Below are 13,424 nucleotides of genomic sequence, written 5' to 3'. Positions count from 1 at the left end.
GCCCTCGCGGTGGAAGACGATCTCGCCCTCGGGCAGCGCCGGGTCGCGGGAGGCGACGATCCGGCCGAGGGCGCGGCCCTCCAGCGGGGCGTTCAACTCGAAGTCGCCGTCCATCATTTCGCGGTGGCGGTCGGGCGGGCGGCGCCCGGGCTCGCCGTACTCGATCCCGGGACGCGGGCGGAGTGCCCGCCGGCGGCCTTCGACTCGGCCGGCCGACTGCTCAACGGGGAAGAGGCGATAGGGGAGTTGGTGAACCGCGGCGCCAACCCCTTCGAGGGGTACTGGCGCAACCCGGAGGCGGACGCCGAGCGGCGCCGGGAGGGCTGGTACTGGACCGGCGACCTCTTCTACCGGGACACCGACGGCTACCTCTACTTCGCCGGCCGCACCGACGACCGCCTCCGCGTCGACAGCGAGAACCTCGCCGCCGCGATGATCGAGAACATCCTCGCCCGGTACGAAGGTGCCGACGCGGTGGCGGTCTACGCGGTACCGGACCCGGTGACCGGCGACCAGGTCATGGCGACGATCGCCGGGCACTTCGACCCGCTCGACTTCGCGGAGTTCCTCCTGGCCCAGCCGGACCTGGGGACGAAGATGGCACCCCGGTTCGTGCGGGTGGTGGAGCGGATGCCGGTGACGGCGACGAACAAGATCCATCGGGCGGGGCTGAGGCGGGAAGGGGTCGTATGTCCGGACCCCGTGTGGTGGCGGCCGCCCGGGGAGGCCTCCTACCGCCGACTGACCCCCGAGGACGCCGAAGGGCCCCTCGTCGGAACGAGGGGCCCTTCTTTGGTGCGCCGCCAGGGACTCGAACCCCGGACCCGCTGATTAAGAGTCAGCTGCTCTAACCAACTGAGCTAGCGGCGCGTGACTCACGCCTTCCGCTGGATCAGAGTCTCGCGGAGGGCGACGAGAAAAATACTACCTGGTCCAAAGGGGTGCTTCGGACCAGGGGCGCGGCAGCCGTCAGATGGCCAGGGACAGCAGCACCGGTCCCGCTTCCCGGTTCAGCGTGTCTGCCGCCTGCCGGAGGCGGTGGGCGTGCTCGACCGGGAGGGAGAGGGCCAGACAGCCGACCGAGGCGCCGGCCGTGATCGGGACCGCCGCGCAGACCGTGCCCACCGCGTACTCCTGGAGGTCGAGGTGGGGGACGGTCGGCGGCTGGGTCTCCAGGCGGGAGAGCAGCAGCCGGTCGCTGGTGATCGTGCGCGAGGTGAGGCGGGCCATCTTGTGCCGGGAGAGATGGTCCCGCCGGCCGTTGTGGTCGAGCTGGCCCAGCAGGCTCTTGCCGAGCGCGGTCGCGTGCGCGGAGACACGGAAGTCGACCCACTCGTTGACCGCCGGGGTGGTGGGCCCGGCCGCGTACTGGGTGATCGTGACCTCGCCGTCCACGTACCGGCTGACGTAGACCGCCGCGCCCAGGGAGTCGCGCAGCCGGTCCAGGGTCCGCTGGATCTGCTCGCGCACCGCCTGCTCCCGGCCGGACGCGGAGCCGAGCCGGCCCAGGGCCTCGCCGGTGATGTAGGCGCCGTCGGTGAGCTGCTCGACGTAGCCCTCGCGGCGCAGGGTCCGCAGCAGTATGGTCAGGCGCTCGGTGCCGAGGCTCGTGAGGCGGGCGAGTTCGGTGTCCGTGACACCGGTGGAGCGCCCGGCGACTGTCTCCAGGATGCGCAGTGCGTCCTGTACCGAGTGGTAGGGAGCGGTCGGCTCGTGCATCAGCGCCACGGTGTTTCTCCCTGCGCTCGCTTTTTGGGCCGTGATACCGGACAGCGAATCCCCTCCACGATAGCTGTCAAACGGCCGATGTGGAGCGGCTGTTGGCGAGAATGTGGCCCTCCTTACGCCCTCCGAACTGCGGCGCGAATCCTTTGGCATATGCCTGAGTCATGCCACGCGACGTGGACCTTGGGTGTTCGATTGCTCACGTGTCATAATTGAATAAATGTCAAAGAATGGCGCCGAGAAATTCCCGGGTCCGCTCTTGTTCCGGATCGCCGAAGATCTGCTCCGGCGGGCCCGATTCGATGACCTTGCCCGAGTCGAACATCAGGACTTGGTCTGAAATATCACGGGCGAAATTCATCTCGTGGGTCACGCAGAGCATGGTGATGTCGGTGGTGCGGGCGATGTCCCGCAGCACGTCGAGCACGCCCGCGACCAGTTCCGGGTCGAGCGCGGAGGTCACCTCGTCCAGGAGCAGCACCTGCGGCCGCATCGCCAGCGCCCGCGCGATCGCGACGCGCTGCTGCTGGCCGCCGGAGAGCTGGGTCGGGCGGGCGCCGGCCTTGTCGGCGAGGCCCACCAGGTCGAGCAGCTCCAGGGCGCGCGCCTCCGCTTCCTCCTTGGGCAGGCCGAGGACGGTGACCGGCGCCTCGGTGACATTGCGCAGCACGGTCATGTTCGGGAACAGGTTGAACTGCTGGAACACCATCCCGATCTTCTTGCGGATCTCCCGGATCTGCTTCTCGGGCGCGGGGAAGAGCTGCTCCCCGTCCACGGTGATCGTGCCCTCGTCCGGCTTGGTCAGGGTCATCAGCAGCCGCAGGATCGTGGTCTTGCCCGACCCGGAGGGACCGATCAGGGTGACGTGCTTGCCGGACTCCACGGAGAAGTCGAGGTCGTCGAGCACGGTGTTGGACCCGAAGCGCTTGGTGACGTGGTCCAGGCGGATCAACTCGCTGCCGTCCACCGGGGGGTTGGCGTTGGCGTCGGGATCTTTCATCAGGGGCGTGTCAGCGGACAAGGCGTCGCTCCAGGGCTCGGATCAGCAGGGAGGCGGGGTAGGAGATGAGGATGAAGGCCACACCGATCACGGTGATGGGCTCGGTGAACTCGTAGTGCTCCTGGGAGAACAGCCGGGCCTGGCCCATGAGTTCGAGCACGGTGATCACCATCAGGATCGGGGTGTCCTTGAGCATCGCGATCACGTAGTTGCCGAGCGCCGGGATCACCCGGCGGATCGCCTGCGGCAGGATCACGGCGGTCCAGGTCCGGCGCACCGGGAGGTTCAGCGCGGTCGCCGCCTCCCACTGGCCGACGGGCACCGCCTCGATGCCCGCGCGGTAGACCTGCATCGTGTACGTCGAGTAGTGCAGCCCGATCGCGAAGACACCGGTGGTCAGCGCGGAGAAGGTCAGGCCCCACTCCGGCAACACGTAGAACAGGAAGAACAGTTGCACCAGCAGCGGGGTGTCCCGCACGAACTCGGTGACGACCCCGACCGGCCAGCGCACCCAGCGCGACGGCGTCCGCATCAGCAGCGCCCACACCAGCCCCAGCACGAAGGACATCAGCGACCCCAGGAGCAGGATCTGAAGGGTGACTTTCAGGCCGTCCCAGAAGTACGGCATGAAGTCGCTCACGGCGTTCCAGTCCCACTTCACGCGACGCCACCTCCGACACCCGTGGTCTGCGCGCGCTTCAGCTCACGCGCGGCCTTCTCGTTGCCGGGCGCCTTGCCGATGCCCGCCTTCAGCTTCTTCTCCAGTCCGCGCATCAGCCGGGTGAGCGTGAAGGCGATCACGAAGTAGATCAGCAGGATGTACGTGTAGATCTCCGCGCTCTGTTGCAGCGCGAGCCGCACCAGGTTGGCGCTGAAGGTGAGATCGCCCATGCCCATGACCGAGACCAGGGCGGTGCCCTTGAGGAGTTCGATCAGCAGGTTGCAGAAGGACGGGATCATCTCCGGCACGGCCTGCGGCAGCAGGATCAGCCGCATCCGCTGCCAGGGCGTGAAGCTCAGCGCGACCCCGCCCTCCTGCTGCGCCGGGTCGACCGCGTTCAGGGCGCCGCGCACGATCTCCGTGCCGTACGCGCCGTAGGTCAGGCCGAGGGCGAGGGTGCCCGCCCACAGCGGGACGAGCTGCCAGCCGAAGGCGACCGGCAGGACGAAGAACACCCAGAAGATCATGACGAGGGCGGAGGTGCCGCGGAACACCTCGGTGTAGAGACCGGCGAGGAAGCGCACGATCCACAGCCGGTGGGTACGGGCGATACCGACGACGAAGGCCACGACGGTCGCCAACAGCGCGCTGAGGACGAGGAGTTGGACGGTGGTCCAGACTCCCTTGAGGACGAGTTCCCAAAGGCCTGAGGTCATCCGCCGCAGAGCTCCTTCGCGGTGAGGTTCGTCATCTCGGCCTTGCTGAACCCGAAGGGCCGCAGGATCCGGAACAACTCCCCGCTCTTCTTGAGCTTGTGCAGCTCGACGTTGAAGGCGTCGCGCAGGTTCGTCTCGGTCGGGCGGAACGCGAAGGCGCCCCCGTCGATCCGCGGTTTGCCGTCGACGAGCGGAGCGAAGGGCGTGGTCGACTCGGCCTTGGCGGAGTTCTTCACGACCGCGCGCGTGGTGAGCGCCGTACCGGCGAAGACGTCAACTCGCCCTGCTTCCACGGCGTTCAGCCCGGCGACCTGGTCCGGGACGATCAGGATGTCGCTCTGCTTGTACCCGGCGTCGACGGCGTGCTGGATCTGGGCGTACCCGGTGCCGGTCGCGAACTTCGCCTTCTTCGCGACGACGTCCTTGTAGGTGTGCAGCCCCTTCGGGTTGCCCTTGCGGACGACGAACGCGTCGAGCACCTGGTAGTCCGGGTCGGCGAAGATGACCTGCGCACAGCGTTCCGGGGTCACGTACATCCCGGCGGCCACGACGTCGAACTGCTGCGAGTTCAGCCCCGGGATGAGCGAGCCGAACTCGGTGGGCACGGGCTGTACCTTGTCGACGCCGAGCCGTTTGAAGATCGCTTCCGCCAGCTTCGGTGCCTCACCGGTGAGGTGGCCGTCCTTGTCGATGTACCCGAACGGGATCTCACCCGCGATCCCCAGCCGTACGACGCCCTGCGCCTTCAGCCGGTCGAGCAGCTCACCGCCGTTCGTGGTCGACGCGGTGGCCACACGGCTACAGCCGGCCGCGCCCAGCGCACCCGCCGCCGCCACCCCGGCGAGCAGCGCCCGACGGGTGTGACCCGGCGTGTGACCGGATGTGTGTCTGTCGTTCCCAATTGGTGGAGCCATGGGCGCGCAGCTACCCGACCGCTCCCGGGTTATGCACCCTGGATGACATGACGGATCACTTCATCGAGGTCTCACTCGCAAAGCGGAACGTCCACTGCCGGGCAAAACTGCTGGTAGAACGTGCGCCGCTGACCTGCGCGGCCATCTGGGACGCACTCCCGCTGATCGGCGACGTCTACCACGCCAAGTACGCCCGCAACGAGATCTACGCCCTTTTCCCGCCATTCGCAGAAACGGAACCCCCGCTGGAGAACCCCACAGTCACCCCCATACCGGGCGACCTGTGCTATTTCGCCTTCGCCGGCACGGAACTCGGCACGAAGGCCTACGGCTACGACCGTGAGGTCCGCGCCGGCACGACGGTCGTCGACCTGGCCCTGTTCTACGAACGCAACAACCTCCTCCTCAACGGCGATGTGGGGTGGGTCCCCGGGATCGTCTGGGGTGAGGTGGTCGAGGGGCTGCCGGAGATGGCGGAGGCCTGCAACGACCTGTGGCGGTCGGGGGCGGCGGGGGAGAGTCTCAGCTTCCGGCGGGCCTGACCCCGGAAATTCCGGCGCCGAACAGCGCGTGCGCCGCCCGCAGCACCAGATCGTCCCGGTGCCGGGCCCCCACGATCTGCAACCCGACCGGCAGTCCGTCGCCGTCGTTCCCCACGGGGACGGTGGCGGCGGGCTGCTGCGTCAGGTTGAAGGGGTACGTGAACGGGGTCCAGCCCGTCCAGCGGCGGTGCCCCGAACCCTTCGGGACCTCGACTCCCGCCTCGAACGCGGTGATCGGGAGCGTCGGCGTGACGAGGAGGTCGTAGCGCTCGTGGAACAGGCCCATCCTGCGGCCGAGTTCCATCCGGACGTCCACCGCCGCGAGATAGTCCAGCGCCGAGAATCCCGCCCCCGTCGCGCAGATCTCCCGCAGCCCTGGGTCGAGCAACTCCCTTTGCTGCGGGGCGAGTTTCTGGGTGACGCGGGCCGCGCCGCTGAACCACAGGGTGTGGAAGGCGTCTACCGGGTCGCTGAAGTCGGGGTCGGTCTCCTCGACGTACGCGCCGAGCGCGGCCAGCCGCTCCACGCCCCGCCGTACCGCCGCCGCGACCGCCGGACGCACCGCGACCTGGCCGCCGAGGGACGGGGAGTACGCGATCCGCAGGCCCCGCACACCGTTCGCGAGCCCCTCGCTGAAGGAGCCCGGCGGACGGTCCAGGCCCGACCAGTCACGCGCGTCCGGTACGCCGATCACGTCCAGCAGCAGCGCCGCGTCCGCCGCGTCCCGCGTCATCGGGCCGACGTGCGAGAGCGTGCCGAACGCGCTCGCCGGGTACAGCGGCACCCTGCCGTACGTCGGCTTCAGCCCGAAGATCCCGCAGAAGGAGGCGGGGATACGGACACTGCCGCCGCCGTCCGTGCCCAGCGACAACGGACCCGCGCCCAGGGCAACGGCCGCCGCGCTCCCGCCACTTGAGCCACCCGCCGTGCGCGAGGGGTCGTGCGGATTGCGGGTGATCCCGGACAGCGGCGAGTCCGTGACGCCCTTCCAGCCGAACTCCGGGGTCGTCGTCTTGCCGATGAACACCGCCCCGTGCTCCCGGAGTCGGGCCACCGAGGGCGCGTCCTCGTCCCAACTGCCCTGCTCGGCAATGGTCTTGGAACCGCGCAGGGTCGGTGTGCCGCGCTGGAGCAGGATGTCCTTCACGGTGACCGGCACCCCGTCGAGGAGCCCGGCGGGCTCCCCGCGTTGCCAGCGTTCCGCCGATTCGGCCGCCGACGCCAACGCGCCCTCCGCGTCGAGCCGTACGAACGCGTTCACGGCGGGCTGGATCTCCTCGGCCCGCTCCAGGGCCGCCCGGGTCGCCTCCACGGGACTGAACTCCCCTCTGCGGTAGCCGTCCAGGAGTTCCACGGCGGTCAGCTCGGTGAGTTCGGTCGTCATCCGGCCCTCCAGAATGGGGAGTTCAGTGCCCCGGTACGTACCCACGCTTCTTGTCGACCACGTTCGGCAGCGGCTTGCCCGCCTCCCATCTCTCGTACGCCGCCACGAACTGCGTGCCGAGTTCGTCCCGCCAGCCGACCGTGTCGCCGCTCATGTGCGGGGAGACGATCAGCCCCGGGACCTGCCACAACGGGCTGTCCGGGGTGAGGGGTTCGGCCTCGAAGACGTCGAGGGCGGCGCCCGCGATCCAGTACTTCGTCAGCGCTTCGGCGAGCGCGTCCTCCACGACGAGTTGGCCCCGCCCCACGTTGATGAACCGCGCCGAGGGCTGCATGCAGCCGAACCGGCGGGCGTCGAACATGCCGCGCGTCTCGTCGGTGAGCGGTGCCGCCGAGATCACCCAGTCGGCGCGGGCCATCAGCCGGTCGAGTTCGCCGGGGCCGTGGATACCGGTGCGCGGGGTGCGGCCGACGAGCGCGGTCGTCACCCCAAGTGCCTTGAGCGTGCGGACGATCGCCCGCCCGATCGGCCCCGAGCCGACCACGCAGGCACGGGTCCCGGCCACCCGCTGCGCCTCGCGGTGCCGCCAGGTCCGCTCCCGCTGGAGCTCCAGCGTCCTGGGCAGGTCCTTGGCCATCGCGAGGACGAGGGCGGCGACGTACTCGGCGATCGGCTGGTCGAAGACGCCGCGCGCGTTCGTCACCACCGTGTCGGAGTCGGCGAGTTCGGGACACATCAGATGGTCCACACCCGCGCTGGCCGTGTGCACCCAGCGCGGCCGGGGACCCTCGCCGGGCCAGGCGGAGCGCACCGCGTGCGAGGCGAAGTCCCACACCAACAGGACGTCGGCGGAGGGCAGTCGATCGGCGAGCGTCGACGCGTCGGCGTGCTCGACGCGCACCCGGCCGGTCAGCTTCCCGAGGCGGGGCAGCGGGTCGGCGTCCAGGACGAGAAGGGTGGGCAGGGCAGGGGGAGTTGCGGTCATGCGGAGCCGTTTCTCGCGGGAGGTACAGCGTGAAGCACGGCGGGAGGCACCGAGCGCGGCCGTCTGACATGCACGGATTGACCACGCTCGCACTCGAACCTACCTTCGTCAACACGGACGCCCGCACGGACCGTTGTCACCCCGTTTCTCTTGGTGAGGCCGGTGTAGTCATGCATGTTTCCTTCCTGGGCGGACCCCGCCCGCAGCGCGGTGTCGGTGTCGTCGCCCCCTTCGACTTCGCGCTGGACCGCGAGTTGTGGCGCTGGGTCCCCGACGACATCTCGCTGCACCTCACGCGGACGCCGTTCGTGCCCGTCGAGGTGAGCCTCGACCTGGCCCGTCTCGTCAGCGAGCACGAGACGCTCCACGACGCGGTCCGCACCCTGAACGCGGTCGCCCCCGAGGTCGTCGCGTACGCCTGCACCTCCGGGAGCTTCGTCGGCGGGATCGCCGGGGAGCGCGCGATGTGCGAGGCGATGACCCGGGCCGGCGAGGTGCCGTCCCTGACCACCTCGGGCGCCCTGCTGGCCGCCCTGACCGAGCTGGGCGCCCGCCGCATCGCCCTGGTCACGCCGTACACGGTGTCCGTCACCCAGTCCCTGGAGGAGTACCTCGCCGAGGCCGGCGTCGAGGTCACCGGCCGCGCCTTCATGGGCCTGACCCGGCACATCTGGAAGGTCCCGTACCGGGACGTCGTCGACATGGCCCGCCAGGCCGTCAAGGGCGAGGCCGACGCGCTCTTCATCAGCTGCACCAACCTTCCGACGTACGACGTGATCCCCCAGCTGGAGGCGGAACTCCAGATACCGGTCGTATCGGCCAACCAGGTCACGATGTGGGCAGCCCTGCGCCGACTGGGTACCCGTGCCGTGGGCCCCTATCAGGCGCTGCTGGACGAGTCCGCGCGCCGCCCGGGGCCGGTACTGCCGGAAGAACACCAGGAAGGCTGGTCATGACCGCACTCGGATTCCTCTACCCGGGCCACTCCGCCGAGGACGACTACCCGCGCATGGAACAGCTCCTCGGCAGCGACGTCCGCCTCGACGTGGTCCACACGGACATCGGCGAGGACGCCCACCGAGTGGACGCGCTCCTGCGGATGGGCTCCCCCGAGCGCCTCACGGCGGGCGTCGAACAACTCCGCATGTCGGGCGCCGAAGCCGTCGTCTGGGCCTGCACGAGCGGCAGTTTCGTCTACGGCTGGAAGGGCGCCCACGACCAGATCCGCTCCCTGGCCCGGGCGGCCGGCCTCCCGGCTTCGTCGACGTCCTTCGCCTTCGTGCACGCGGCGAAGGAACTGGGGGTGCGACGGGTGGCCGTAGGGGCCACGTACCCGGACGACGTGGCGAACCTGTTCGCGGACTTCCTGCGGGCCGGGGGAGTGGAACCGGCCGTGGTGCGCGCCTCCGGCATCATCACCGCCGCCGAGGTCGGCACCTGGGGCTACGACGAGGTGCTCGCGCTGGCCCGCGCGGTGGACGGCCCGGACATCGAGGCGGTCCTCCTCCCGGACACGGCCCTGCACACGGCCGCCCACATTCCGGACCTGGAGAAGGAACTGGGCAAGCCGGTCCTCACGGCCAACCAGGTCACGGTCTGGGAGGCCCTGCGGCTGGCGGACCGCAAGGTCAACGCGCCGGATCTGGGCGCCCTGTTCACCAAGGAGCCGCTCGTGCAGGCCGGCTGACCTGCACCGTCTTCCAAAGGGATCTCCCGGGAATAAACCGGAGACAGCCTCCTGTTACGTCGGGAAGGAGCGGAGAAGGAACCGCACAGCTCACAACAGGAGGCACCCACCGTGGCGGCAGACGACGAGGTCCGGGGAACGACCGGCGACATCCCGGGTGACGAGATCCGGGGTACGGCACAGGGCACCGCCCCCGTCCCCCTCTCTGTGCTGGACCTGGTGACCGTGGGCGCCGGCCGTACCGCCACGGAGGCGCTGCGCACCAGCGTGAAGATCGCCTCCCTCGCCGAGTCGCGCGGCTTCCACCGCTACTGGGTCGCCGAGCACCACTCGATGCCGGGCGTCGCCTCCTCCTCGCCCGCCGTGATCCTGGCCCACCTCGCCGCCCACACGGAGCGCATCCGCCTCGGCTCGGGCGGCGTGATGCTCCCGAACCACGCGCCGCTCGTCATCGCGGAGCAGTTCGGCACCCTGGAGGCGCTCGCCCCGGGCCGCGTCGACCTCGGCCTCGGCCGCGCCCCCGGCACCGACGGCGCCACCGCCGCCGCCCTGCGCCGCACCGACCGGCTGAACGAGGGCGCCGACGACTTCCCCGAGCAACTCGCCGAACTCACCCGCTTCCTGGACGACGACTTCCCGTCCGGCCACCCCTACGCCCGCATCCACGCGGTCCCCGGCCCGATCCAGGCGACCTCGCCCGGCGGCGTCCAGTCCCCGCACCGCCCGCCGATCTGGCTCCTCGGCTCCTCCGGCTTCAGCGCCCGCCTCGCCGGCATGCTCGGCCTGCCGTTCGCCTTCGCCCACCACTTCTCCGCGCAGAACACGATCCCGGCGCTCGACCTCTACCGCGAGTCCTTCCGGCCGAGCGCGGTGCTCGACGCGCCGTACGCCCTCATCGGTGTCTCCGCCCTCGCCACCGACGACGAGAAGGAGGCCCGCCGCCAGGTGCTGGCCGCCTCCCTCAACATGGTCCGGCTGCGCACCGGCCGCCCCGGCCTCGTGCCCACCCCCGAAGAGGCCGAGGCGTACGAATTCAGCCCCATGGAGCGGGAGTTCATCACCTCCTGGAACGCCAACGTCATCCACGGCACGGTCGACGAGGTCCGCGCCGGACTCGACGATCTGCAAAAGCGCACGGGCGCCGACGAGTTGATGCTCACGTCCCACGCCCACAACGGCGACCTGCGCCTGCGCTCGTACGAACTGATCGCGGACGCCTACGGGTTGACGGCCGATCAGGAAGCCTGATTGCAGGCCTTCGTCCCCAGCAGCTCGGAGATACGATCCGGCGCCACCGGACGGGAGTACAGCCACCCCTGTCCGGTGTCGCAGCCGATCCGGCGCAGCCGGGCGGCCTGTGCCGAGGTCTCCACGCACTCGGCGGTCACCGACAGCCCCAGCCGGTGGGCGAGTTGGATCATCGCCTCGACGATGACCTCGTCCGCCGGGTTCGGCGGGACGCCCTCCCCCTCGTACTGGAAGCCCCGCACGAAGGACCCGTCCAACTTCAGGACGGAGACCGGGAGCCGGCTCAGGTACGCCAGGTTCGAGTAGCCGGTGCCGAAGTCGTCGATGGCGATGTGCACCCCCATGTCGCTCAGCGCCTGGAGCGTCTGCAACGGCCGCCCCGCCGACCCCATCACCGCGGACTCGGTCAGCTCCAACTGGAGCAGATGCGGGGCGAGTCCGGTCTCGGCCAGCGTCTCCGCGACGTCCGCGACCAGATCCGAGTCCCACACCTGGCGTACGGCCACGTTGACGCTCACGAAGATCGGGGGCTCGTCCGGGTGGTCCAGCTGCCAACGGCGGGCCTGGCGGCAGGCGGTGACCAGGACCCAGCGACCGAGCTGCACGATCGAGCCGTCCTCCTCGGCCAGTCCGATGAACCGATTCGGCGTCAGCATCCCGAACTGCGGGTGGTTCCAGCGCACCAACGCCTCGACCCCGCGCAGCCGTCCGTTCTCCATGCCCACCAACGGCTGGTACTCCAGCGCGAATTCACCCCGCTCGATGGCCGGACGGAGCGTGGAGGCCAGCGCCTGGCGGGTCATGCGGTGCGCGTTGCGCTCCGGATCGAACAGTGTCCAGCGGGACTTGCCGTCCGCCTTCGCCCAGTACAGCGTCGTGTCGGCGGCCTGCATCAGACCGGTGGCCGTCGTGCCGGACGCGTGCCGCTCGACCACACCGATCGACGCCGACAGCGACAGCCGCTGCCCGGACAGGTCGAACGGCGCCTGCAACGCCTTCAGCACCGACTCGGCGAGATCGGCCAGTTGGTCCGTCCCGGTCGAGTCCTCGACGAGCAGCGCGAACTCGTCCCCGCCGAGCCGTGCCACCAGCGGCGAACTCGCCCGGGCGTAACCCGCCTCGTCCGCACACCGCGTCAACCGCTCGGCCACGGCCGCCAGCAGCCGGTCGCCGACCCGGTGGCCGAGGGTGTCGTTGACCGCCTTGAAGCCGTCCAGGTCCAGATAGCACAGGCCGATCCGCCCGGTGCCGCCCTGCTCGTACGACTCCGCCTCCAGGGCGGCCGAGAGCCGCTCGAAGAACAGGGTGCGGTTGGGCAGCCGGGTCACCGGGTCGTGCATCTCCAAGTGCCGTAGCCGCGCCTGGAGTTCACGGCGGGCGCTGATGTCGGTGAGTGACAGCAGCACACCGTGCTCCGCGGCCGGCAGCGGCGCCACGGTCACCTGCACCCACAGCACGTGCCCGTCGGGGTGCTTGACCCGGCGGGTGCAGCTCAGCTTGGCCTGCCGGCCGCGCAGCACCTCGCGGTAGGCGTGCCAGGTACGCGCGTCCGCCTTCAGGTCCATCAGCTCGGCCGCGACCAGCCCGGTCAGCGCGGCGCCCGCCTTGCCGAGCAGCGCGCCGAACGAGTCGTTCGCCCTGACGACCAGGCCGTCGCGGTCCACCACGGCCATCGCGAGGGGCGCCGCGGAGAAGGCGGACCCGAGCCGCCCGTCCTCGGGGGAGAACTCGCCGGACGCGGCGGACCCGCCGGACGGGCCGGACTCGATGACCTCGATGGCCGGGCCGGACCCGAGGGTCTCGACGGTCTCGGGGAAATCTGCACGAGGCGATGCCTCGCCTTTACTCTCTGTGACGGCTGGCCGGATGAGGTCTGCCGCGGGCGCCGGCCCTTCGGACGTTCCGCTCACCGCTCGCTCCCGCAGTGCACTCGATCTTCGGATGGGTCTCGTCGGGATGGCCGACCGGGTGGGGGGCCGCCGTGCCGTGTCCGTGCAGGAAAGTGTGCCGATCATAGAGGTTGGCCCCCGGCCCTTCCAGCCACTGTCCAGTGTCCCGGAACAACGGCCGGTTCCGGCAGATCGTTTCCGCCCGCACCTGGACGGGTTCTTCAAATGGCCGACCACATGTGACGTTCCGTGAGTGTTTCCGGATGTGGGCCCGGGCGTGTCTCAGCCGTCCCGGGCGTCCCTCTCACCCTTCTGGTGCAGATAAACAGGGCGTACCCCAACAAACCATCACAGGCTGGGTGTCGGTGTCCCGTGAACCCGCTCCCGGAGGTCCAACGTGCCGTGTCAGCTCCCCCTCAAGGGGCTCTCCCGTACGGCGCTCAAGGGGCTCGCCCAGTGGCGGACGCGACCCGGACTGCGCGGCACCGCCGCCGTGTTCACCACGATGTCCGCGCTCGCCGCGACCTCGATCATGTCCAGCCAGTCGGTCGCCGAGCCGTTCTCGACCACACCCTGCGCCCTCAAGCGCACCGACGCCCACCACTCCGAGGGCCTCGACACCTGGAACGCCGCGTACCCGCGCCCCACCCGCCCGCTCGACGCGGTGATGATC

The 13,424-nt window shown here is 70.1% G+C and carries 13 protein-coding genes, 1 tRNA gene and 1 pseudogene; 6 read left to right on the top strand and 9 right to left on the bottom strand.

Translation table 11 applies throughout. The features are described from left to right. Positions 1–831 (top strand): AMP-binding enzyme (locus ACNFOC_RS39650; RefSeq protein ID WP_416963851.1); only part of this gene is annotated, 831 nt, incomplete at its 5' end. On the opposite strand, the gene ACNFOC_RS39645 is transcribed toward ACNFOC_RS39650, so the two are convergent. The 6 genes from ACNFOC_RS39645 to ehuB form a co-directional block, all read right to left on the bottom strand. Beyond that, positions 794–870: transfer RNA gene (locus ACNFOC_RS39645), tRNA-Lys, on the bottom strand. The two genes, ACNFOC_RS39650 and ACNFOC_RS39645, sit on opposite strands and share 38 nt — an antisense overlap. A 99-nt stretch (positions 871–969) precedes the next feature. After that, entirely contained in the window at positions 970–1,728 is a 759-nt protein-coding gene (locus ACNFOC_RS39640; protein WP_416963850.1) for an IclR family transcriptional regulator, read from the bottom strand. A 220-nt stretch (positions 1,729–1,948) separates the two neighbouring features. Beyond that, a complete protein-coding gene (gene ehuA, locus ACNFOC_RS39635; protein WP_416963849.1) occupies positions 1,949–2,725 on the bottom strand; it encodes an ectoine/hydroxyectoine ABC transporter ATP-binding protein EhuA in 777 nt (258 codons plus the stop codon). 10 nt (positions 2,726–2,735) lie between these two features. Continuing rightward, positions 2,736–3,386 (bottom strand): ectoine/hydroxyectoine ABC transporter permease subunit EhuD, encoded by a 651-nt coding sequence (ehuD, locus tag ACNFOC_RS39630; RefSeq protein WP_416963848.1) that lies wholly within the window; start codon positions 3,384–3,386, stop codon positions 2,736–2,738. After that, the gene (gene ehuC, locus ACNFOC_RS39625) at positions 3,383–4,102 is read right to left on the bottom strand and encodes an ectoine/hydroxyectoine ABC transporter permease subunit EhuC (RefSeq protein ID WP_366490598.1); all 720 of its coding nucleotides are present in this window, start codon (positions 4,100–4,102) and stop codon (positions 3,383–3,385) included. Before ehuC ends, ehuD begins: the two co-directional genes overlap by 4 nt. Next, positions 4,099–5,016: an ectoine/hydroxyectoine ABC transporter substrate-binding protein EhuB gene (gene ehuB / locus ACNFOC_RS39620; RefSeq protein WP_416963847.1), complete on the bottom strand. Its 918-nt coding sequence runs from the start codon at positions 5,014–5,016 to the stop codon at positions 4,099–4,101. The genes ehuC and ehuB overlap by 4 nt, the downstream gene beginning before the upstream one ends. A 47-nt stretch (positions 5,017–5,063) precedes the next feature. Here ehuB and ACNFOC_RS39615 point away from each other — a divergent pair, with 47 nt between their 5' ends. Further along, positions 5,064–5,558, top strand: a complete 495-nt coding sequence (locus ACNFOC_RS39615; RefSeq protein WP_366091301.1) for a DUF3830 family protein — start codon at positions 5,064–5,066, stop codon at positions 5,556–5,558. Here the strand turns inward: ACNFOC_RS39615 and ACNFOC_RS39610 are convergent. Continuing rightward, positions 5,539–6,942, bottom strand: a complete 1,404-nt coding sequence (locus tag ACNFOC_RS39610; protein WP_416963846.1) for an amidase — start codon at positions 6,940–6,942, stop codon at positions 5,539–5,541. The two genes, ACNFOC_RS39615 and ACNFOC_RS39610, sit on opposite strands and share 20 nt — an antisense overlap. 22 nt (positions 6,943–6,964) lie before the next feature. Continuing rightward, the gene (locus tag ACNFOC_RS39605) at positions 6,965–7,927 is read right to left on the bottom strand and encodes a D-2-hydroxyacid dehydrogenase (protein ID WP_416963845.1); all 963 of its coding nucleotides are present in this window, start codon (positions 7,925–7,927) and stop codon (positions 6,965–6,967) included. Positions 7,928–8,097: 170 nt separating this feature from the next. Here ACNFOC_RS39605 and ACNFOC_RS39600 point away from each other — a divergent pair, with 170 nt between their 5' ends. The 3 genes from ACNFOC_RS39600 to ACNFOC_RS39590 all read left to right on the top strand — a co-directional run bounded on the left by ACNFOC_RS39600 (position 8,098) and on the right by ACNFOC_RS39590 (position 10,862). Then, complete coding sequence (locus tag ACNFOC_RS39600; RefSeq protein WP_416963844.1) at positions 8,098–8,883, top strand: maleate cis-trans isomerase family protein; 786 nt, start codon at positions 8,098–8,100, stop codon at positions 8,881–8,883. Then, the gene (locus tag ACNFOC_RS39595; protein WP_416963843.1) at positions 8,880–9,614 is read left to right on the top strand and encodes a maleate cis-trans isomerase family protein; all 735 of its coding nucleotides are present in this window, start codon (positions 8,880–8,882) and stop codon (positions 9,612–9,614) included. Before ACNFOC_RS39600 ends, ACNFOC_RS39595 begins: the two co-directional genes overlap by 4 nt. 111 nt (positions 9,615–9,725) lie before the next feature. Then, the gene (locus tag ACNFOC_RS39590) at positions 9,726–10,862 is read left to right on the top strand and encodes an LLM class flavin-dependent oxidoreductase (RefSeq protein WP_416963842.1); all 1,137 of its coding nucleotides are present in this window, start codon (positions 9,726–9,728) and stop codon (positions 10,860–10,862) included. On the opposite strand, the gene ACNFOC_RS39585 is transcribed toward ACNFOC_RS39590, so the two are convergent. Next, a complete protein-coding gene (locus ACNFOC_RS39585) occupies positions 10,850–12,772 on the bottom strand; it encodes a putative bifunctional diguanylate cyclase/phosphodiesterase (RefSeq protein ID WP_416963841.1) in 1,923 nt (640 codons plus the stop codon). The genes ACNFOC_RS39590 and ACNFOC_RS39585 overlap by 13 nt on opposite strands. Positions 12,773–13,148: 376 nt before the next feature. On the opposite strand from ACNFOC_RS39585, the pseudogene ACNFOC_RS39580 reads away from it, so the two are divergent. Beyond that, positions 13,149–13,424 (top strand): annotated as a pseudogene (locus tag ACNFOC_RS39580) (M6 family metalloprotease domain-containing protein); the annotation flags it as partial.

Source organism: Streptomyces colwelliae (assembly GCF_048158785.1).
Taxonomy (GTDB): domain Bacteria; phylum Actinomycetota; class Actinomycetes; order Streptomycetales; family Streptomycetaceae; genus Streptomyces.
This window is presented reverse-complemented; position numbering and strand designations above follow the sequence as displayed.

Excerpts from the sequence above, each read along its gene's own strand:
- ehuB (WP_416963847.1), bottom strand. The coding sequence starts at position 5,016 with ATGGCTCCACCAATTGGGAACGACAGACACACATCCGGTCACACGCCG.
- ACNFOC_RS39600 (WP_416963844.1), top strand. The coding sequence starts at position 8,098 with ATGCATGTTTCCTTCCTGGGCGGACCCCGCCCGCAGCGCGGTGTCGGT.
- ACNFOC_RS39605 (WP_416963845.1), bottom strand. The coding sequence starts at position 7,927 with ATGACCGCAACTCCCCCTGCCCTGCCCACCCTTCTCGTCCTGGACGCC.
- ehuA (WP_416963849.1), bottom strand. The coding sequence starts at position 2,725 with ATGAAAGATCCCGACGCCAACGCCAACCCCCCGGTGGACGGCAGCGAG.
- ACNFOC_RS39595 (WP_416963843.1), top strand. The coding sequence starts at position 8,880 with ATGACCGCACTCGGATTCCTCTACCCGGGCCACTCCGCCGAGGACGAC.
- ehuC (WP_366490598.1), bottom strand. The coding sequence starts at position 4,102 with ATGACCTCAGGCCTTTGGGAACTCGTCCTCAAGGGAGTCTGGACCACC.
- ACNFOC_RS39610 (WP_416963846.1), bottom strand. The coding sequence starts at position 6,942 with ATGACGACCGAACTCACCGAGCTGACCGCCGTGGAACTCCTGGACGGC.
- ACNFOC_RS39615 (WP_366091301.1), top strand. The coding sequence starts at position 5,064 with ATGACGGATCACTTCATCGAGGTCTCACTCGCAAAGCGGAACGTCCAC.